This is a genomic window from Thalassospira sp. HJ, assembly GCF_000948415.1.
Lineage (GTDB): Bacteria > Pseudomonadota > Alphaproteobacteria > Rhodospirillales > Thalassospiraceae > Thalassospira.
Genome location: NZ_JYII01000006.1, coordinates 119,581 through 140,894, shown reverse-complemented (window position 1 = coordinate 140,894; position 21,314 = coordinate 119,581). Strand labels below are relative to the sequence as shown.

Annotated in this window: 20 protein-coding genes; 9 read left to right on the top strand and 11 right to left on the bottom strand. The window is 55.3% G+C overall.

Annotated features, from left to right (window positions below; genetic code table 11):
- Positions 1-26: 26 nt before the first annotated feature.
- Positions 27-1,124, bottom strand: coding sequence for a carboxynorspermidine decarboxylase (gene nspC, locus UF64_RS02630; protein ID WP_044827062.1), 1,098 nt, complete (start codon positions 1,122-1,124; stop codon positions 27-29).
- Between the two features lie 601 nt (positions 1,125-1,725).
- Here nspC and UF64_RS02625 point away from each other — a divergent pair.
- The 8 genes from UF64_RS02625 to UF64_RS02590 all read left to right on the top strand — a co-directional run bounded on the left by UF64_RS02625 (position 1,726) and on the right by UF64_RS02590 (position 10,134).
- Complete coding sequence (locus tag UF64_RS02625) at positions 1,726-1,929, top strand: VOC family protein (protein ID WP_235284937.1); 204 nt, start codon at positions 1,726-1,728, stop codon at positions 1,927-1,929.
- A 146-nt stretch (positions 1,930-2,075) separates the two neighbouring features.
- Positions 2,076-3,239, top strand: a complete 1,164-nt coding sequence (locus UF64_RS02620) for a Gfo/Idh/MocA family protein (RefSeq protein WP_152630583.1) — start codon at positions 2,076-2,078, stop codon at positions 3,237-3,239.
- 598 nt (positions 3,240-3,837) lie between these two features.
- Positions 3,838-4,803 (top strand): D-glycerate dehydrogenase, encoded by a 966-nt coding sequence (locus tag UF64_RS02615; protein WP_044827060.1) that lies wholly within the window; start codon positions 3,838-3,840, stop codon positions 4,801-4,803.
- Between the two features lie 473 nt (positions 4,804-5,276).
- Positions 5,277-6,434 carry a TRAP transporter substrate-binding protein gene (locus UF64_RS02610; RefSeq protein ID WP_152630582.1) on the top strand — a complete coding sequence of 386 codons (1,158 nt, stop codon included), beginning with the start codon at positions 5,277-5,279 and terminating at the stop codon, positions 6,432-6,434.
- 98 nt (positions 6,435-6,532) lie between these two features.
- Complete coding sequence (locus tag UF64_RS02605) at positions 6,533-7,105, top strand: TRAP transporter small permease subunit (protein WP_044827058.1); 573 nt, start codon at positions 6,533-6,535, stop codon at positions 7,103-7,105.
- 56 nt (positions 7,106-7,161) lie between these two features.
- Positions 7,162-8,583, top strand: a complete 1,422-nt coding sequence (locus UF64_RS02600) for a TRAP transporter large permease subunit (RefSeq protein ID WP_044827057.1) — start codon at positions 7,162-7,164, stop codon at positions 8,581-8,583.
- Positions 8,584-8,596: 13 nt separating this feature from the next.
- Positions 8,597-9,949 (top strand): amidase, encoded by a 1,353-nt coding sequence (locus UF64_RS02595; RefSeq protein WP_044827056.1) that lies wholly within the window; start codon positions 8,597-8,599, stop codon positions 9,947-9,949.
- Complete coding sequence (locus UF64_RS02590; RefSeq protein WP_044827055.1) at positions 9,949-10,134, top strand: hypothetical protein; 186 nt, start codon at positions 9,949-9,951, stop codon at positions 10,132-10,134. The genes UF64_RS02595 and UF64_RS02590 overlap by 1 nt, the downstream gene beginning before the upstream one ends.
- A 71-nt stretch (positions 10,135-10,205) precedes the next feature.
- Here UF64_RS02590 and UF64_RS02585 read toward each other — a convergent pair whose 3' ends face one another.
- The 10 genes from UF64_RS02585 to UF64_RS02540 form a co-directional block, all read right to left on the bottom strand.
- Positions 10,206-10,643 carry an EamA family transporter gene (locus tag UF64_RS02585; RefSeq protein ID WP_044827054.1) on the bottom strand — a complete coding sequence of 146 codons (438 nt, stop codon included), beginning with the start codon at positions 10,641-10,643 and terminating at the stop codon, positions 10,206-10,208.
- A 93-nt stretch (positions 10,644-10,736) separates the two neighbouring features.
- Complete coding sequence (locus UF64_RS02580) at positions 10,737-11,228, bottom strand: Lrp/AsnC family transcriptional regulator (protein WP_044827053.1); 492 nt, start codon at positions 11,226-11,228, stop codon at positions 10,737-10,739.
- A gap of 2 nt (positions 11,229-11,230) precedes the next feature.
- Positions 11,231-12,229, bottom strand: coding sequence for a N(2)-acetyl-L-2,4-diaminobutanoate deacetylase DoeB (doeB, locus tag UF64_RS02575; RefSeq protein WP_044827304.1), 999 nt, complete (start codon positions 12,227-12,229; stop codon positions 11,231-11,233).
- Positions 12,230-12,340: 111 nt separating this feature from the next.
- Positions 12,341-13,522 (bottom strand): ectoine hydrolase DoeA, encoded by a 1,182-nt coding sequence (doeA, locus tag UF64_RS02570; RefSeq protein ID WP_044827052.1) that lies wholly within the window; start codon positions 13,520-13,522, stop codon positions 12,341-12,343.
- A gap of 48 nt (positions 13,523-13,570) precedes the next feature.
- Complete coding sequence (gene eutC / locus UF64_RS02565) at positions 13,571-14,563, bottom strand: ectoine utilization protein EutC (protein ID WP_044827051.1); 993 nt, start codon at positions 14,561-14,563, stop codon at positions 13,571-13,573.
- 5 nt (positions 14,564-14,568) lie between these two features.
- Positions 14,569-15,558 (bottom strand): hydroxyectoine utilization dehydratase EutB, encoded by a 990-nt coding sequence (gene eutB, locus UF64_RS02560; RefSeq protein ID WP_044827050.1) that lies wholly within the window; start codon positions 15,556-15,558, stop codon positions 14,569-14,571.
- Positions 15,555-16,355: an aspartate/glutamate racemase family protein gene (locus UF64_RS02555; protein WP_044827049.1), complete on the bottom strand. Its 801-nt coding sequence runs from the start codon at positions 16,353-16,355 to the stop codon at positions 15,555-15,557. The genes eutB and UF64_RS02555 overlap by 4 nt, the downstream gene beginning before the upstream one ends.
- A gap of 109 nt (positions 16,356-16,464) precedes the next feature.
- Positions 16,465-17,748, bottom strand: coding sequence for a TRAP transporter large permease (locus UF64_RS02550; RefSeq protein ID WP_044827048.1), 1,284 nt, complete (start codon positions 17,746-17,748; stop codon positions 16,465-16,467).
- A 14-nt stretch (positions 17,749-17,762) separates the two neighbouring features.
- On the bottom strand, positions 17,763-18,227 hold the full coding sequence (locus UF64_RS02545; protein WP_052657421.1) for a TRAP transporter small permease: 465 nt from the start codon (positions 18,225-18,227) through the stop codon (positions 17,763-17,765).
- Positions 18,228-18,502: 275 nt separating this feature from the next.
- Positions 18,503-19,900 carry a PLP-dependent aminotransferase family protein gene (locus UF64_RS02540; RefSeq protein WP_044827046.1) on the bottom strand — a complete coding sequence of 466 codons (1,398 nt, stop codon included), beginning with the start codon at positions 19,898-19,900 and terminating at the stop codon, positions 18,503-18,505.
- Positions 19,901-20,129: 229 nt separating this feature from the next.
- Here UF64_RS02540 and dctP point away from each other — a divergent pair, with 229 nt between their 5' ends.
- Positions 20,130-21,149 (top strand): TRAP transporter substrate-binding protein DctP, encoded by a 1,020-nt coding sequence (dctP, locus tag UF64_RS02535; RefSeq protein ID WP_044827303.1) that lies wholly within the window; start codon positions 20,130-20,132, stop codon positions 21,147-21,149.
- The last annotated feature ends 165 nt before the right edge of the window (positions 21,150-21,314 follow it).

The following is a 21,314-nucleotide window of genomic DNA, read 5'->3' as shown; positions in this document are numbered from 1 at the left end:
GCTATGAAAAGTGCCTTTTCGTATTTTTACGAAAGGCTCGAAACGTAGTCGTCAAAGGTGAACTCACGCACAACGCGCTCTGTTCCGTCGAGTTCCCGGATCACGATGGACGGCATGCCGACCCCGTTAAACCAGTTCTTTTTGACCATGGTGTAACCGGCCGCATCGTCGATGGAGATGCGGTCACCCACCTTGATCTCGTTTTCGAAATCGAATTCGCCAAAGACATCACCCGCAAGGCAGGACTTGCCACAGATCATATAGTGATGATCACCTTTGTTCGGCAGCACCTTGGCATTTTCGCGATAGATCAGAAGATCAAGCATGTGCGCTTCGATCGAGCTATCGACGATGGCAAGGTTCTTGCCGTTAAACAGGGTATCAAGCACGGTGACCTCAAGGGTGGTGCTTTTCGTGATCGATGCTTCGCCGGGCTCAAGATAAACCTGCACACCGAATTTCTCGGAAAACGCCTTGAGCCGCGCACAGAACTTATCAAGCGGATAGTCATCACCGGTGAAATGGATGCCGCCGCCGAGGCTGACCCATTCAACACGCGATAGCAGCGATCCGAACTTTTCTTCGATATTGCCCAGCATCTGATCAAACAGATCAAAGTCGGCATTTTCGCAGTTATTGTGGATCATGAAACCGGAAATACGGTCCATTACCGCTTCGACCTTGGTGACGTCCCATTCACCCAGTCGCGAAAACGGGCGGGCCGGATCAGCAAGATCAAAGCTTGAGGTCGAGACCTGCGGGTTCAATCGAAGCCCGCGCACAATACCGGATGCCTGATCGGCAAAGCGGGTCAGCTGGCTGATTGAGTTGAAGATGATCTTGTCGGCATTCTCGATGACTTCGGAAATCTCGTCATCGGAATAGGCGACACTATAGGCGTGAGTCTCTTTGCCGAATTTCTGACGGCCCAGCTTGACCTCATGGAGCGACGAGGAGGTCGTGCCATCCATATAGTCCGACATGAAGTCAAACACCGACCAGGTCGCAAAGCATTTCAGCGCCAAAAGTGCTTTTGCGCCAGAATGTTGGCGCACATATGCGATCTTTTCCATGTTGCGCAGCAGCTTGGACTTGTCGATCAGGTAATAGGGCGTTGCGGGCATGGGCGGCTCTCTACAACTATGTCAGGGGAATGCGGATGAACTCGGAATGCGCGATCAGGCGTCTTTCGTTCCGGGTTTGGGCAAAATCACCATCAAGGTGGAAGGCAAGCGGCTTCTAGTGGTCAGCCTGGCGGTGCGTCATCCAATAGACGGAGACAGATAAACTGTATTCATTCATCAGATGCCTCCATCCTTCGGGTTGTTGCCAATGGCGCAGGCCATCATGTGTGGCGTGCGCGTGATCTTGCATGTTTGCCGCGTCCCAATAGCAGTGCGGGTGGGGACGGTCAATACTGCAATGTCGCCTTTATTAGGCGATTTTCGATATCTCTGCATGTTGTGGTTTCATGACGCTTTGATCAAGGGGCAATCGCATTGATTTTCCCGCGCGATTTACCCATCTGTTTATCACGGGCAGCGTGCAACCGGTTGATGCCCTGCCCGAAAACGAGACCCGGATCGTGCGCTGTTTGGGGCCGGTTGCGAAGGTGCCAATCAGTGCAGATATGGATCCGGCGATAGGATGTTAAGGATCAAACCTGACGGAGGAGCCCCATGTCACCTGCACCTGTAAGTCGGGCCGTACCCGGATGATCCGGAAATGCCAGATGATGTGTTTCATATCGGGCTGCGCTGTGCCGCCCCGCGTGATGTGATCGCCTGGCAAAACCACCTGTTCCAGCACAAGGTCGTTTACCATAATGAGGATGACGGCAAATCCCGGCGTCTGTTCGTTCGTGATCCCAACGGTATCCGGTTTGAAATCTTTGCATCCGAGCAGGCCCGTTCAAGTGAAGATCACTAAGAAAAGGCACGCGCAGTCATGGGCGAATGGCATAGGTGACGGGCCGCAAACACTACGAACACTGCGGCGATCATGTCACAAAGATCGTGCATTCAGCAAAAGGTTGAATTACCAGAGACACACACCTTTCGCTGATAGGAGCCCCCATGCCCAACTTCAAAAAAATAAACCGCCGCCTTCGTCTGGGTATGGTTGGCGGTGGGCAAGGGGCCTTTATTGGCGCTGTGCACCGGATCGCCGCCCGGCTGGATGACCGATATGAGCTGGTTGCTGGTGCGCTGTCCTCAAAGCCCGATGTTGCAGCGGCCTCGGCTGCTGAGCTTTTTATTGCGCCGGACCGAAGCTATGACAGCTTTGAAGACATGGCCAAGCAGGAAGCTGCGCGCGAAGACGGCATTGATGTCTGTGCGATTGTCACCCCCAATCACCTGCATTTCCCCGCCGTGATGGCGATGCTTGATGCCGGTATTCACGTGATTTGCGACAAGCCGCTGTGCCTGACTGTGCAAGAGGCCGAACAGATCGAAGCCAAAATTGCCGAGACGGGCCTTCTGTTTGCGCTGACCCATAACTACACCGCCTATCCCATGGTGCGCGAAGCACGCCAGATGGTGGCGGATGGCAAGCTTGGCAAGATCCGCCTTGTTCAGGTGGAATATGCCCAAGGATGGATGGCCACAAGGGTCGAGGATACCGATAACAAGCAGGCCAGCTGGCGTGCTGATCCGGCAAAGGCCGGTATGGGCGGGGCGCTGGGTGATATCGGAACCCATGCCCATAACCTTGCCAACTTTGTTTCCGGGCTTGAGATCAGCGAGCTGTGCGCCGATGTCGATGCCATCGTTCCAGGCCGCAAGCTTGATGACAATGTCCAGATCCTGCTGCGCTATGCCAATGGGGCGCGTGGGATGTTATGGGCAAGCCAGGTCGCGGTTGGTCATGAAAACGGTCTGCGTCTACGGATCTATGGCGATAAGGGCAGCATCGAATGGGGGCAGGAACAGCCCAACCAGCTGCTTTTCCGCAAACTCGATGAACGCCCGGAACTGATCACGCGCGGCGGACCGGGTAATGGTGCTGATGGACAGCGCAATATCCGCGTCCCGTCTGGTCATCCGGAAGGCTACCTTGAAGGCTTCGCCAGCCTGTATACAGACTTCGCTGATCAGCTGACGGCACATCTGAGCGGGGCAAAAATTGACCCGGCCAGCTGCCTTGTACCCGGTGTTCAAGAGGGGGTTGATGGCATGAAATTCGTCGAGGCCGTCGTGCGATCCGGTCAGGATGGCGCGGTTTGGGTTAAAATGTGAGGATTCCTCACAATCTACAATGCGGATGACCGAGCTGTCTTCGAATATTGTCGGGTTCTGAAATTCTTTGAGTTTTTGGCATGGCCGCTGTCTTTTGATGGCGGCCATTTTTCTTTTCTGGTGACCCCATCAAATACCGATTTTATGAATTAAAATCAGTATATTAGCAAACCAAATGCGCGTGTGATGGTGTTCACGTTTAATCATTGGTTTTCCACGAAGTGAAAAAGAGTTGCGGCTTGGTTGATCGCCTATTGATGGATTTTCCGTATAGGTGTTTCCTTAGGGTCAGTACCCATTACTTTGATTTGAATGGCAGACGTTATATTTGTGAAATCCAAGGAAAAGCTCGCAGGGTCGGCTGGGGCCCGGGCAAGAGGTTTGACGCCGAAGTTTGCAAATATAACGTCTGTCCTTCGGATTAACCGGATTTGCACGGGCTACTTTGTCGTAAAACCTTGAAAGATGCATATCTTCCTGCGGTTTTGCTTCGCGTATCCGCACAAATCCGGTGAACCATTCAAACCAAAGTAATGGGTACTGACCCTAGACCATAAAAAATAACACTACTTTCAGGGAATTCACCGGGAGCGTCCGCATGCCCGAGAAGCCAAAGCTTCTGATAACGCGACGATTGCGTGATGCCGTTCAGGCACGCGCCGCGCGGGACTACCAGGTTCTGACCAACGCCGAGGACCGCGTTTTCACGCGCGCGGAACTGATCGAGAAATGCCAGCAGGTCGATGCTGTCCTGCCGTGCCATTCCGAGCATTTCTCGGCTGATGTCATTGCGAAACTGCCCAAAAGCCTCAAGATCATTGCCAACCATTCGGTTGGTGTCGATCACGTGGATCTGGCTGCTGCCAAGGAGGCCGGGATTGTCGTGACCAATACGCCCGATGTGCTGTCCGATGCCACGGCCGAGATCGCCATGCTGTGTATGCTGGGGGCTGCACGGCGCGGGGCCGAGGGCGATGCCATGGTGCGTGCCGGCAAGTGGGATTTCTGGTCACCGGCCTTCATGGTTGGTCGGCAGGTGTCTGGCAAACGGTTTGGTGTGCTGGGCATGGGCCGGGTTGGTCAGGTCGCCGCAGAACGCGCGCGCGGATTTGGCATGGAAGTCCATTACCACAACCGCAAACCATTGCCGGATCATCTGGCCAAGGGTGCTGTTTTCCACGACACGATTGAAGACCTGTTTGCCCATTCAGATGTGTTGTCGCTGCATTGCCCGTCGACCCCGGACACCAAGGGGATCATCAATAGCAAGACCATCGCGATGCTGCCCGATCGGGCTATCCTTGTGAATACAGCGCGCGGTAATCTGGTTGATGAGGATGCGCTGGTAGCGGCCCTTGAAAGCGGCAAGCTGTTTGCCGCCGGGCTTGATGTGTTTTGCAATGAACCTGGTGGAAATCAACGCATTAGCGCGTTGAATAACGTCTTTCTGTTACCACATATAGGCTCTGCAACCGAAGAAACGCGCGATGCGATGGGCTTTCGCGCACTTGATAATCTTGATGCTTATTTTCAGGGAAAAGAACCGGGCGACCGGGTGGCATAAAAGGCGGGAAAACCGCCGGAATTCAGTTCGTTCAAGTCTTTAGGGTCAGGGCCTATTAGTTCGATTGGAATGGCAGTGCTTATATTTGTGAAATCCAAGGAAAATACCGCCAAGCGGGTTGGTATCCCGGTTAAGGGATTTGACGCGGGAGTTTGCAAATATAAGCACTGTCCTTCGGATCACTCAGATTTGCACGGGCTACGTTGTCGCAAAACCTTGAAAGATGAATATCTTCCTGCGGTTTTGCTTCGCGTATCCGCACAAATCTGAGCGACCATTCAAAACGAAGTAATAGGTCCTGACCCTAACAATAACAAAATGCGTGCCGTTTTTTTAGGGTCCCGGAACGGGGCAAGCGCATCAAAAATGGTCTTGGATATCAAGATCAGGGGCTTTTGAAGGCTGACAGTTACCGCTTGTTTCCCGCCAATGGTTGGCGGCAAGCGACGGTATATCTGGGAGGAAAAATGGAAATGAAAACCAAATCTGAAGACGTGAAGTCCAAGGAAGTATCCCGTCGTTCGTTCCTGACCAAAGGGGCGACTGGCGTGGTTGCTGGTGGTGCTGCGGCAGCAGGCGTTTTTGCTGCACCGGCTGTTCATGCACAACCGGCACCGATGGTGCTGAAAATGCAGACTTCCTGGTCGTCGTCCGACATCTGGATGACCTTTGCCCAGCAGTATGTTGATCGTGTTGAAGCGATGTCCGGTGGTCGTCTGAAAATCGATCTTCTGCCGGCAGGTGCGGTTGTTGCGGCATTCCAGGTTCTGGATGCTGTCAATGATGGTCTGATCGATATCGCCCATTCCGTGCCGGTTTACTGGTACGGCAAGAACAAGGCTGCATCGCTGTTTGGTACCGGTCCGGTCTTTGGTGGTTCTGCAACCACCATGCTGAGCTGGTTCTATGCCGGCGGTGGTGAAGAGTTCTATCGCGAACTGACCCAGGACGTGATGGGCCTTGACGTTGTTGGTCTTCTTGGCTTCCCGATGCCAGCACAGCCGTTTGGCTGGTTCAAGGGTCAGGTCAACACCGTTGCCGATATCGAAGGCTTCAAGTACCGCACCGTTGGTCTGGCAGCAGACCTTCTGCAGTCGATGGGCATGTCGGTCGCACAGCTTCCGGGCGGCGAAATTGTGCCTGCCATGGAACGTGGCGTGATCGACGCGTTCGAATTCAACAACCCGTCTTCTGACATGCGCTTTGGCGCACAGGATGTTGCGAAGAATTACTATCTGTCTTCGTATCATCAGGCATCTGAAAGCTTCGAATTCCTGTTCAGCAAATCGATGCTTGAAGATCTTGAGCCGGACCTGCAGGCGATCCTGCGTCACGGTGTCGAAGCTGCTTCGACCTCGAACACCGCACTCGCCATGGATAACTATTCGTCCGACTTGCAGAAACTGCAGTCCGAAGGTGTCGAAGTACACCGTACGTCGAAAGAAATCCTCGCTGGTCAGCTTGATGCCTGGGACAAACTGATCCCGACGCTTGAAGAAGATCCGTTCATGAAGCGTGTTCTTGATAGCCAGCGTGCCTGGGTCGAGCGCGTGACCTACTACGAACTGATGAACTCGCCTGACTATGTGCTCGCATATAATCACTACTTCCCGGGCAAACTGAAACTCTGATCACCCGACCGGGTTTAGAGTTTTGATGATCCTGACTGCTCCGTTGGTTCTCGCTTTTGAACTGGCGGAGCAGTCAATACGCGAACGGACAGGATTTCATGATCGGATTTATTGAATTCGCGGACAAACTGTCAGCCTGGTTTGGCAAGGCCTTTGGCTGGCTGATCATCCTCATGACGCTTGGCATGAGCTATGAGGTGATCTCGCGATACCTATTTAACGCACCAACCACCTGGTCACTTGATGTGTCCTTTATCATGTATGGCACGCTGTTCATGATGGGTGGGGCCTATACCCTGTCACGTGGCGGGCATGTCCGCGGCGATTTCCTTTATCGCCTGTGGAAGCCGACGACCCAGGCCAAAGTCGACCTGGTTTTATATATCTTCTTCTTCTTCCCCGGTGTGACCGCACTGATCCTGGCAGGCTGGAAATATGCCGCCCGGTCATTCGGATACGGGGAAGTCAGTGTGAACAGCCCGGCGGGTGTTCCGATCTTTCAATTCAAGGCGGTGATTGTCGCGGCCGGTATTCTTTTGTTCATCCAGGGCATCGCACAGGTGATGCGCTGCATTCTGTGTATCCGTGAAGGGTACTGGCGCAATGCGGATGACGATGTTGAAGAAACCGAAGAGCTGCTGATGAAGCAGCGCGTGACCAAGGAAGACTGATCTCATGACAGTTCCTGGTTCATACGCGAAACACGCCCTCGAACGGAGCAGCCAAAGTGATTGACGCACATGTCGCCCTGATGATGCTGGGCATCTTTATTTTACTGGTATTTCTCGGTTTTCCGGTTGCCTTTACCCTGATGGCGCTGGGGATCGGATTTGGCTATTACGCCTATTTCGATGCAGGCCGCATGTGGCGGGCCTTTAACCGGCTGGCCGAAGACAGCGATACGTTGACCTCGGCGATAACCTGGTTCGAAGGGGCATTTAACAACCGAATATTCGATCTATTTATCAACCAGACATACACGGTGATGTCCAACGAGGTCCTGACAGCGGTGCCGCTGTTCCTGTTCATGGGCTATATCGTTGAACGTGCCAACATCGTGAACCGTCTGTTTTCCACCCTTAACATTGCCGCACGCAATATCCCCGGGTCGCTTGGTGTTGCAGCCCTGATTACCTGTGCGCTGTTTGCGACCGCGACCGGGATTGTGGGTGCGGTTGTGACCCTGATGGGGATGCTGGCGCTGCCCGCGATGTTGAAGGCCCGCTATGACAAAAGCTTTGCGTCGGGCATCATTTGTGCCGGCGGTACGCTTGGCATTCTGATCCCGCCATCGATCATGCTGATCGTTTATGCAGCGGCCTCGGGTGTTTCGATCGTGCGTCTTTATGCCGGTGCGCTTTTGCCGGGGCTGACGCTTGTTGGATTGTATCTTCTCTATGTCATGGGCCGTGCGATGTTGCAGCCCAAGGCGGCCCCACGTCCGAGCAGTGATGAAATTCCCGAAGTGCCGCTGCCCAAGGTTCTCTGGATGCTGGCAACCTCGTTCTTCCCACTGGCTTTCCTGATTTTGGCGGTGCTTGGTTCGATCCTGTTTGGTCTGGCAACCCCGACCGAGGCGGCATCGATCGGGGCGCTGGGCGGTATGGTTCTGGCGGCTGCCTATCGGGCGCTGACCTTTGATCGACTGCGGGAATCGGTTTATCTGACGGTGCGGACATCGGCGATGGTGTGCTGGCTGTTTGTCGGGTCCTACACCTTCTCGTCTGTGTTCTCCTATCTTGGAGGGGAGCATGTGATTGCCGAGTTTGTCGGTGGTCTTGACCTGACACCGCTGCAGTTCCTGTTGCTCGCACAGCTGATCATCTTCCTGCTGGGCTGGCCGCTGGAATGGTCGGAAATCATCATCATCTTTGTTCCGATCTTCCTGCCGCTGCTGCCGCTGTTTGATATTGATCCGCTGTTCTTTGGCATTCTGGTGGCGCTGAACCTGCAGACCTCGTTCCTGACTCCACCCATGGCCATGTCGGCCTATTACCTCAAAGGGGTGGCACCTAACGGGATATTGTTGACCGATATCTTCAAGGGGATCATGCCGTTCCTGTTCATGGTGATTGTCAGCATGGTTTTGATGTACGCTTTCCCACAGATCGTGTTCCATCTGCCGGATCTGTTCTACGGCGCACGCTAAGGGGATTGCCTGAATGAGTAACATCAACCCGTTACTGACACTTGATGTCGTCGAGTTGCGTGACCGCCTTGCCAGCGGGGCGGTCCGCGCAGTCGAATATGTCGAGGCCTGTCTGGAACGTATTGTCGAAGTCGAACCCCAGGTTCAGGCATGGGCGTGGCTTGATAGCGATCATGCCATTGCCCAGGCCCGGGCGCTTGATGCAAGGCGTCAGGCCGGGGCACCGATTGGCCCGCTGCATGGTTTGCCGGTCGGTCTGAAGGATGTGATTGATACGGCCAATATTCCGACCGCCAACGGCACGGTGCTTGACGAAGGCCGCGTGCCAAGCGAAGACGCGGTCCTGGTATCGCGTCTGAAGGCGGCCGGGGCGATCATTATGGGCAAGACGGTTTCGACCGAGCTTGCCTTCATGCATCCGTCCAAAACACGCAATCCGCACAATCCGGATCATACACCCGGTGGATCATCTGCCGGATCGGCCGCCGCCGTTGCCGCAGCCATGATCCCGCTTGCAGTGGGTACGCAAACTGGTGGGTCGGTGATCCGGCCAGCCTCGTTCTGTGGGGTGGTTGGTTTCAAGCCAAGCTTTGGCGCGATTGCCCGGACCGGTGTTCTTAGCCAAAGCCCGACCCTTGATACCATTGGTGTATTCGCCAATTCGGTCGACGGGGCGGCGATGGTGGCCGAAAGCCTGTTTGGCTATGATGCGGGTGACCCGGCAACCACGCCAAGCCCGACGCCACGCTTGCTCGATACCGCCAAGGCAACCCCGCGCGTCACGCCGACCTTGGCCTTTGTCCGTCCGCCGCAATTTGACGAACTTGCTGACGAAGAAACCGTAATGGCGTTTCGCGAGATCACCGACATGCTCGGTGATCAATGTTTCGAGGCACCCTTGCCAAATGCGTTTGACGATGCAGCCGCATTGCGGGCCCGGATCAATTTTGCTGAAATGGCCAAGGACTATTACGGCTATGAAAAGCGGGGCCGGGATCAGTTGTCACCAGAAATTCGCGAGGCCCTTGATAAAGGCAATGACGTCAAGGCGCGTGACTATCTCGCCGCCCTTGATTGGCGCAAGGTTCTGAATGCCGGGTTGGAAGAGGTGTTTAAACGCTGTGATGCGATCATTACACCGGCGGCACCCGGACCGGCACCGGCCAATCTTCAGACCACCGGCAATGCGATCTTTAACGGTCTTTGGACATTCTGTGGCACGCCAGCTGTGACCATCCCGTTGTTATGGTCACAAAGCGGGATGCCGATGGGAATTCAGCTTGTCGGGCGGGTTGGTGATGATGCGCGGCTGATGCGCACGGCAAACTGGCTCAAAACATATCTTGGTAATCAGGAGGACGCGTGATGGAAAACGTTCTTTTAAATCGTGCGATGGCCTTGTTGGCCTTTATCGTCCTCGCGGCATCTGTCGTAACGCTTGTGGTCTATGTCCCGCGTTGGGACCTGGCGATCATGGTCGGGTTCACCCTGCTTCTGGCAGGCTGGGACATGTGGCATGTCGCCATGGGCCACAAGGAAGACACACACTGATCCAACGGGGGCAAACCCCTGTGGATGCAAGCCGAACTTCGGGGCAGGAAGCACTTCCTGCCCCATTTTTCTTAGCCCTTCCAGGCAATCAGGGCGGCTCCGCCACCGATCATCGTGACACCAATCCAACTGATCATAGTCAGTTTTTCACCGAGAAAAATCGCACCGAACACTGCGACCAGAACGACGCTAAGCTTGTCAATCGGGGCGACTTTGGCGACTTCGCCAATCTTGAGCGCACGGAAATAACAAAGCCATGACGCCCCCGTTGCCAATCCCGACAAGATCAGGAAGTACCAAGTCTTTGCGGGAATGCTTGAAGGGCTTTCCCATGCACCTTTGGCAAGCACGATGATCCAGACCATAAGCAGGATAATGATGGTTCTGATGAAGGTCGCAAAATCGGAATTGATATTGGCAACACCCACCTTGGCAAAGATCGCGGTCAGTGCTGCAAAACATGCTGCCAGCCCGGCCCAAAGTTGCCAACTGTCGATCAGTTCTTTCATCTTACCGTCCTGTCAAAAGGCATATGGCGAACAGTCCATACGGAACTGTCCGCCATATTATAGTGCCTGTTCGTTAAGACGGCTCAAACGCCGCTATTTGCGTTCGGGCGGAGCAACAAGGTTCTCGATCGGCGGGATCGGTGTGGTTTTGACCTTTTTGGTGACGATATAGGTGAAATACCGATCAATCCCGATATTGGACACCAGAAGGCCGTCAATCATGCGCTGATAGGCATCAACGTCATGACACAGAACCTTGAGCATGTAATCCACGCCGCCGCCAAGGGCATAGCATTCGACGATCTCCGGGATGTCCTGGACCGCGCGTTCGAAAATCTGGAAGTCATCATGCTGGTGATGACGCAGGGTAACTTCGGTCAGAACCAGCGTCGGTTTGACCAGCTTTTCCAGATTGATATGGGCGTGATAGCCCGAGATGACGCCAAGATCCTCAAGCCGTTTGAGCCGTTCCCAACACGGGCTTGGCGAAAGGTTCACCGCCTCGGCCAGTTTGACCTTGGTAATGCGCCCTTCGCGTTGCAGGGTTTTGAGGATTTTCAGATCCAGCTCATCAAGCCTGATCATGATCAGAGCACCTCGGCAATCACAATCAGGCAGTCGCCCGTTTTGATCAGACCCTGGAAGTGTCGGCAGGACACAATGCCCGCGCGTGGGGCGTAATATTCACGCGGCGGGGTGCCGGTGCGTTCCACATCATAGATACGCGCAATCAGATCGCCTTCCTTGACCAAGTCGCCCAGATCAACGCAGGGCTCAAACAGGCCGCTGGCCTCGGACGCGACAAAGCAACGGTCATCAGGCATATCAAGCATGGTCGTGCCGGTCGGAGAAGGTTCAATCTCGCCCTTAAGGATGCCTGCATGAATAAGGATGTTGCGCACACCGCGATCGGCAATCGCCACACGTTCTGCGGTGGTTGATCCGCCACCACCGAGTTCTGTGGTGACAAAGGTTTTGCCAGCTTCCTCGACCACGGTGTCAAACATGCCAACCGCATCGAGTTCAAGCATCATCATCGAATAGGGCGCGCCAAATGCCTTCATGGCCGCGACACAGCGTGCTTCCTGCTCCTTGTCGGGCAGAACGTGGGCGGCTGAGAACGGAATGAAATCAAGCGTCTTGCCGCCGGAATGGATATCCAGAACGATATCGGCCTCAGGCACCAGATACCGGAAAATGTAATCGGCGATCTTTTGCGTGACGGTGCCATCGGGTTTGCCCGGGAAGGACCGGTTCATGTTGCCCGCATCAATCGGGGATGTGCGGGACGCATTGCGAAACGCCGGGTAGTTCATGGCCGGCAGAATGATCACGCGGCCATTGATTTCACCAGCCGAGAGCGATTCAGCAAGTTTGAACAGCGACACCAGACCTTCATATTCATCGCCATGGTTGCCGCCGGTCAGAAGCGCCGTCGGGCCATTGCCATTGCGGATCACGGTGATCGGGATCATCACGGCACCCCACGCGGAATCATCACGCGAATAGGGCAGCTTTAAAAAGCCGTGGTGAATGCCATCCTGATCAAGCGGGATCGTCGGGCTGATGGGTGATGGTTTTGTCATGGTCGTATCCTTAAAAAGCCTGACTTCGCGACCGTCGTCGTCAGGCTGTGGCATCTGGCAGCGCCCGACATGATCCAATGCCATGGCGGGCGCTGCGGTTTTGGGCAGGGCTCAGTTTTTGACAAACAGCTGTCGTGGATAGCTGGTCAGGGTTTTCGACCCGGTTTCGGTGATCATCATGCTTTCGGTGATCTCGATCCCCCAGTCATCGAACCAAAGGCCCGGCATGAAGTGGAAGGTCATGCCCGGTTCAAGAACCGTGCGGTCACCGGGGCGCAGGCTCATGGTGCGTTCGCCCCAGTCCGGCGGATAGGAAAGCCCGATCGGATAGCCACAGCGGCTGTCTTTTTCGATGCCGAATTTCTGCAGGACCCCGAAGAAGGCCTTGGCGATGTCTTCGCAGACATTGCCCGGTTTGGCAGCTTCGAGACCGGCCTGAAGACCTTCGATCAGGGCACTTTCGGCATCCAGGAAGCGTTGATCCGGATCGCCAAGATAGATCGTGCGTGACAGCGGCGCATGATAGCGGCGGTAACAACCGGCAATTTCAAAGAAGGTCCCAGCATTGCCCGGAACGGGTTTTTCATCCCAGGTCAGATGCGGGGCACCTGCATCCTGGCCGGACGGTAGAAGCGGCACAATGGCAGGATAGTCGCCCCCAATGCCATCAATACCGGCGATCCCGGTACGGAAGATTTCCGCAACCAGTTCGTTCTTTTTCATGCCCGGCTCAACGATTTCGAAAATGCGTTCATGCATGTTTTCGACAATGCGGGCGGCTTGGCGCATATAGAAAATCTCGGTCTCGGATTTCACCGCACGCTGCCAGTTCACAAGTGCGGTGGCGTCGGAAAACTTGGCGTTCGGCAAATGGGTCTGAAGCTGCAGGAAGGCCTTGGCAGAGAAATAGTAGTTATCCATTTCCACACCAATGCGGCGCGATGCCCAACCGCGATATTCAATCACCTCGGCGAGGTAGTCCATCGGGTGATGGGTGGTCGATTGCACATAGTAATCCGCATACGGGATGATGCGGTCATGCGGCATATAGACCGTGCGTTTGGCCCCGTTGGCATCCTGCGAACGCCCGAACCAGATCGGGTCGTCTTCTATGGGTACCAGTACACATTGATGGACATAGAACGACCAGCCGTCATAGCCGGTCAGCCAGGCCATGTTTGACGGATCGGTCACGATCAGAAGATCGATGCCCTTTTCCACCATGGCTTTTTTGGTTTTCTCCAGGCGTTCGGCATATTCCTCACGCGTGAAATTCAATTCTACCTGGCTCATCGCAGGCCTCCAGAAAAAGGTGGGTCCAGACCCTGTTTCCCTTTGTTGTTACGAGATGACCTCGGTTCCGGCGGATGCTGCTTCGCAGCGTCCCCGGGCGAGGGTGGCGATTGCGGTGTCCTGAACACCGGTTCCGGTCAAATCACAGACCGTAATCTGACCCGCAGTTGTTCTGCCGGTCAAGGATTTGGCGATGATCTGGCCGAGTTCGGGTAATGTCGCGTCAGCAGCAACAATACCGGCATCAATAGCGTGATGAAGTTCGCCAAGAATGCGGGTCTGTGCCTGACTGTCGCTGACATAAAGGTCGGCCTGCCCGATCAGGGCAGGTTCAATTTCGTTTTTGTGTTCGGCATCCGATCCCATGGCGGTCACATGCGTGCCCGGTTGGACCCAATCGGCCATCAGTACCGGTTCGCGCGCAGGCGTCGTGGTGACGATGATGTCAGCCGTTGCAGCCGCATCCTTGCCATCCGTTGTCGCACTCACCGGAATGCCCAGTTCAAGCGATGCCTTTTTCGCGCAGGCCTCGGCCTTGGCAAGGTCACGTGCCCAGATGGTGGCGGACGTAATATCGCGCACCAGTGTCAGCGCCTTGAGCTGCAAGCCAGCCTGCACACCGGCACCATAGATCGCGGCATGTTTGGCGTCGTCGCGGGCGAGATGTTTGGCGGCAACACCGCCCGCAGCCGCTGTGCGCACATCGGTCAGATAGCCGTTATCAAGCAACACGGCCTCAAGCAGGCCGGTCTTCGATGAAAACAGGTTCATCAAGCCGTTGACGGATGGCAGGCCGAGTTTAGGGTTGTCAAAAAAGCCCGGGCTGATCTTGATCGCGAAGCTGTCGATGCTTGGCACATAGGCGGTTTTGACATCGACCTCACCATTAAACTCGTCAATATCGAGACGCAGGATCGGGGGCATGCGGACATCCTGCGTGGCAAGCGCCTTGAAGGCGCCCTCGACGCAGTCAATTGCATCCATGTCCAGATCAATGACCTTGCGCAGGTCGGTTTCGGTCAGAATTCTGATCGAGGGCATTCAGGTTACTCCGCCATCAGGTCGACGTCTTCGCCGCCAACAATGCGTTTATGCAGATCCATGTCGATATTGCATCCCGTCGTCAGGACAACCGTACGGCCCGGGTTATCGACCAGACCGGCCCGAAGGGCGGCAATACCAACCGCACCGGCCCCCTCGATCACCTGTTGGTCGTCAAGATAGGCTGCGCGGATGCCATCGGCGATTTGGGCTTCGTTGACCAGAACGAAATCGTCTGTCAGATCGCCGCACATATCAAACGTGTACTGGTTGTTCTCACCAATGCCGCCGCCCAGACTGTCGGCCAGTGTCGGCAGTTCCTTGACCGCGGTCGGTTTGCCTTCCTGAAGGCTTGTGATCATGGCACAGCCACGTTCCATAGTGATGCCGACAACCCTGATCATCGGATTGACCGACTTGGCGACCAGTGCCACACCGGCCAGCAACCCGCCACCGGACAACGGCACCAACAAGGTGTCCACTTCGGGAAGGGCTTCTATGATTTCAAGACCAAGTGTGCCTTGCCCGGCAATGACATCGGCATGGTCAAAGGGCGGCAGCATGGTCATGCCGTCTTCTTTGACCAGGCGGTCGACTTCATGCTGGGCCTCGTCCTGTGACTGTCCGATGATGCGGACTTCCGCCCCCTGGGCACGGATGCCATCGACCTTGTTCTGGGGCACCAGTTCTGACATGCAGATCACCGAACGCACACCTGCATTGCGCGCGGCATAGGCAAGCGCTCGGCCATAGTTACCGGTCGAAACACCAACAACACCCTTGGCTTTTTCCTCGTCGCTCAGGCGCAGAACCGCATTGGCGGCACCGCGCAGCTTGAAGCTGCCGGTATATTGTTGCTGTTCGCATTTAAGCCAGACGGGGCTTCCGATAAGATCCGTCAGGCTTGCTGACGGGCGCAATGGCGTGTGGATCACATGGTCCGCAATGGTTTTACGGGCAGAAAGAACATCAGCAAATGTGATGGGGTCTTTCATGGGACCTCGACTTCGTTCGTTGGTTTCGGGGCCTGATCAAACAGGGTACCAAACCCCGTGATCGGTTTTTTGTACTCAATCAGGTTCAAGGCGTGCCAGACCAGTGCCTGATTGCTGGTGATGACAGGCTTTTTAAGCTGGCGTTCGGCTTCTGCGATGATTTCGGCTGACCGGATCGCCGTGCAGGAAATAAACACCGCATCGGCATCTTCTGTATCGACCTTGAGTGCGCCTTCAAGGATCGCCCTGGGCGGCAGGGCGGTCATGTCGAAATCATTATCCAGACCAAAGCCCATCACATTGGTGACCTCAAAGCCCTTAGCGGCAAATCCGTCGGCAACGGATTGGGTCACGGCCGGAAGATACGGGGTCAGGATGGCAATTTTTTGCGCACCAATAGCCCGCAGGGCAAGTTCACTTGCCAGCAGCGGATTGGTGACCTTGGTGCCGGGCATGCCTTGATTGATCAGTGCGGCGATTTTGTCAGATCCGGTCACAGCCGTCCCCGATGTACAGCCGAAAATGGCAACATCAACGCCATAGCCGGGCAGAAGGGTTTTGGCCGCGCGCGGCAAATCTGCCGCCATGGCCTGCAGGTTTTCGACCGTCACAGGATTGGCGTTTTCAATGCGCGTGGTGAACAGGCGCAAATCACCCGGCAGGATGGTGCGCAGATCATCCTCGCTATTGAAATCGGTTGCCAGTGTGATGAGGCCGATCCGTCCTGCCGGTCCGACCGGGTCAGGGGAATAGGGCACATCCACCGGCTCTGGCGTGACCGCACGGGATACGGACATTATCCTGAACTCCAGAGGCGGGCCGTCCCGATGATGATCAGGACGACCCGGTCGTTTTAATTTTCAATATGCTTCCGGGCTTACCCGGAAATTGTGGGCCAGTGCTTGCTTAACGGAAGGCAAGCTCTGGCAGGAACAGTGCGATCTGCGGAACGAAGATCAAAATCACCGCTGCCAGCAGCAGCATGAAGATGAAGGGCGGCGTTCCACGGATCACTTCGGCATAGGGCCGCCTGAAGATTGCGATGGCTGTAAAGATGTCACACCCGAAAGGGGGCGTGGCAGAGCCAATGGCAACCTGAAGCGTCACCAACGTACCGACAAGAACCGGGTCCAGACCGGCCGAATTCACAAGCGGCATGAAGATCGGGGTCAGAACCAGAATGACAACAATCGGGTCAACGAACATGCAACCGATAAAGAAGGCAATGCAGATCGCCGCCAGAATGATGTAGGGGTTTGCGCCTTCGAGCCCCAGCGCACCAATCACGTGCTGCGGGATCTGGGCAAAGGAAATCACGAACGAGAATGTCGTGCCGGCACCAACCAGAATGAACACAACAGCGGTGATCAGGCCGGTTGAGCGCGCAATCGACAGCAGTTCGGACCATTTGACCGACTTGAAAACCAGCACTTCAAGAATGACGGCATAGACGACGGCGACTGCGGCGACCTCGGTGGGGCTGACCCAGCCCAGATAGATGCCACCGACAATCAGAACCGGGAACATGATGGCCGGGCCGGCATTGATTACGGCCTTGCCGCGTTCAGCCCAGGTCATGCGCGGGATGGTCGGGATGTCGTTCTTCTTGGCGTAGTACATGCAATAGAGCGAGAACATCACCAAAATCAGGATGCCCGGACCGATCCCGGCCAGGAACAGCTCCCCGATCGAGACTTTGCCGACCACGCCAAACACGATCATGCCGATCGAGGGCGGGATCAAAAAGGCGATGTCGCTGGCATTGATGATCAGTGCCATGGCGAATTTGTCTTCATACCCCGCCTTGAGCATCTTGGGGCGCAGCGGACCGCCCATGGCAACCACGGTCGCCTGTGTCGAGCCCGATACCGCACCAAACATGGTGCAGCCAAGTGCGGTGGTGACGGCAAGGCCGCCACGGACATGCCCGACAAAAGTCATGGCAAGGTCAATCAGCCGGTTGGCCGTATGCCCCTTTGTCACGATATCGGCGGCAAAGATAAACATCGGCACCGCGATGAGGGCCACGGGCGAAATGCCCGTTACCATTTGTTGGATAAGGATGCGTTCGGGGATGGGCATGTAAAACATGAAGGCGACGACGCTGGCGGTTGCCAGCGGCACCATCATCGGGAAGCCCAGCACCAGCAGGACCAGCATCACCAGAAGGATTGAAGTACCTAAATCCATTTTTCCATTCCCCCTTACAGATGATGCTCGTCGGCGTCGTCAAACGTATCCTCAACCTGATAGGACAGGTGCGTCCCGGGTTTGAGGATGTTGGTCAACGCGGCCAGAACAAACTGGATGCCGGTAACGCAAAGGCCAAACGGCACGATCAGAACAGTCAGGTAATAGGGGATGCGCAAGGCCGGGGTCAGCCGGTTCGATGAGATCAGCGACGAGACGTAATCAATCGAATACCAGGCGAGCAGGAACAGCAGGCTGGCCGTGCCAAGCGTAATGATGATCATCATGATCTTGCTGGCGCGGGGCCCGAGCATATCGGTAAAGGCCGACATGCGGATATGGCGCCCCATGCGGGCAGCCTCGCTGATGCCGACAAATGTCACGAGAATGATCAGAAACTGATTGAGCTCTTCGGAAAAGAAGATGCTCGAATTGAAGCCGAGCCGCATGATCACATTGGCGACGGTGTTCACCGCCATGACCACGATGCTCCATCCAAGAAGCTGCCTTTCGACAACGGACAAGCCGTGGTCGAGTTTTCTCAGAATACCTAACGCCCCGCCACTCGGAGCGGGGGCCTCCCCGTTTGAACCTGACATAGAACCTCCTTGATGCGCGTGCGAGACATTTTTATGGAACGTTCTGTGTGGATGTTTGGTTCCCTCCCACACATGCTGTCATTCGCTTCACGCCGGTTCAGTCAGAATAAAAACGCTTTGTGATGGTTCAATCAGATTTTTGTCATGACACAAAATCAATACATCACGTCGAAGGCGTGAACGCCCGGCATCTGATCCATGGTATGGCGAATTTGGATCAGGGCATGTTGTACGGACGGCGTATCTGGCGCGCCGCCAAGGCAGATCCGCATGGCGTTTGGCCGGGGAACCTTCACGGTCATGAACGGGTCGGAAATCGTTACGGCAACGCCATTTTTCCGCAGTTCAGAGGCAAACCATTCCTCCTGCCAGTGTTCGGGAATGCGCACCCAGGCGGAAAGTGACGTCGGATGATGACGCACAACCGCATCGCCCAAAATCTCGGCGACGAGGGCCTGACGTTCGCGCATCAGGGCGCGCTGGACAGTGACGGCCTGATCGACCGTGCCATCGGCTATCCAGCGTGCGCCGATCTCTGCCATCAATGGAGTCCCCATCCATCCGGTGACACGTAAAACGCTGCTGGCGCGAATCGACAAATGCGCGGGAACCGTTAAAAAGCCGGTTCGAAGACCGGGCATAACCACCTTGGTCAGGCTTGAAACATGGAAGCCGAGCTTTGGCAGGAAGCTCGTGATCGGTGGCAGGTTTTCTTCAAGAAGCGGGCGATAGACATCATCCTCGATGACATAGACGCCGTAATGTTCGGCGATCTCAGCAATCCGTTTGCGCCGCTCCAGCCCCATCAGACAGTTGGTCGGGTTGGTAAAGATCGGTGTGACAACAAGTGCGCGGATCTGTCGGGTCTGACATTCGCGCTCAAAGGCATCGGGCAGGATACCTTCATCGTCGGTGGGAAGTGCACCCAACTTGAAGCGCAGAATGCTGGCCGATCCGATTACGCCATGATCGGTCAGGCTTTCGGTCAGGACAACGTCATCGGGCTGAATGACAGTGGAAAGGGCGGTAAAGACGCCTTGTGCCGCACCATTGGTGATCAGAAGGTTGGGGATATCTACATCAACCCCCATGCCGCCAAGCCAGTTGCGCCCGATTTCGCGATGATATTCAAAACCGGCGACCGGTCGGCAGCTTTCCATCCAGCTGTGATGGGGTTCCTCAGCCAGTTTGGCATGCATCTGGCGCGACAGGTCATTGTGAAAATCGGTATAAGCCGCGCGCACGATCGACAGATCGATCAGATCGGGTTGGCGGCTGTCGAGGATAAAGGACGAGGCACGGTCGGTCAGGCGGGCCTGGACAAAGGTTCCGCGACGGCGTTCGGATCGCAAATAGCCCTGGCGTTCGACCTCCTTGTAGGCGGCACTGACAGTCTGAACGCTAACTTTCAGGCGATAGGCCAGTTCACGGTGTGTTGGCATCCGGACATCGTGGCGCAGTCTGCCTGATTCAATGTCGGTAATGATCGCTTCGACCAGTGCCTTGTATTTCGGACCTGTTTCGCCGCTAAGGTCGATTTCAGGTAACCACATGATTTTGTTTCCATCCCTGATGTTTGGTCTGACCCTAACATGCCGGGCGGGGTCTGTGTAGGTGTTCGGGTTAATTTGTCATGAGACATAACTAGCATTGACCTGATGCAGGAACATTTCAAAACTTCGCTCGTTCATCACAGTGATGTTGAAATCAAGCGTTCCGATCCGCGCGCCATCGAAAGCGCTGGTGCAGTTCGTTGAGCGCGATAACACGGGAGACTTCGATATGAGTCTGAACAAACTCCTTAAAGCGACACTTTCTGCCGCTGCCCTGTTTGCAGTGGCCGGGACTGCTGCCCATGCCGAGGAATGGAAATTCGCCCACGAAGAAAGCCCGGGTGATGTTCAGGACCTGTATGCACAGGAATTCAAGCGCCTGGTCGAAGAAAAGACCAATGGCGATGTGAACGTAACCATTTACACCTATGGCCAGCTGGGCACCGAGAACGACATTACCGAGCTGACCGCAGCCGGTGCCGTTCAGTTCTCGAACGCGTCCCCGGGTCACCTTGGTACCTTTGTGCCGGAAATTCAGGTCTTTGGCGTTCCCTACCTGCTGTCGCAGGATAACGAGGTGAACAAGAAAGTTCTGTCGTCGAGCCCGACCATTTACGAAGGCCTTTCCCAGGATTTCGAGTCCAAGGGGCTGAAGCTTTATACCATGTATCCGGAAGGCGAAATGGTCTGGACCACCAAGAAACCGGTCGAAAAGCCTGCTGATTTCGATGGTGTGAAATTCCGCGTGATGACCTCGCCGATCCTGATCGAAACTTATGAATCTTTCGGTTCCGACCCGGTTGCCCTGCCGTGGGGTGAGGTTTATTCCGGTCTTCAGACCAGCGTGATTGACGCACAGGTTAACCCGATCTTCTTCGTTGAAAGTGCGAAATTCTACGAAGTGACCGATTATCTGGTCTATGCCGGTCAGCAGCAATACACCACCACCGTGGTATCGAACGCGGCCTTCTATGACGGTCTGTCTGACGAACGCAAAGCAATGCTGGCAGACGTGAAGGCTGAGCTCGATGACTTCATCTATGAAGCCCAGACCAAGGCCAATGAAGAAGCCCTTGCTCGCATCAAGGAAGCCAAGCCGGAAATCGAAGTCATTCGCCTGAGCGAAGAACAGCGTTCGGTCTTCAAGGAAGCGTCCAAAGGCGTTGGCGCAAGCCTTGTTGAAGAAGTTGGCGGTGACACCGAAGAAGTGCTGAAATCGCTTCGTGAAGAATTCGGTACCGCGATGTAATCGAAATTTCCCGACTTTAACGGGATTTCGCAAAACCCCCGCAGGCGATGCTTGCGGGGGTTTTGTTTGTTCTGAAAGGCTGCGTTTCCAAATCAAGGCTGAGCTCACAACTTCGGGCGTTCTGCGTCACCTACGTGCCCTGTTCGATGACTGGACGGTGGCGTT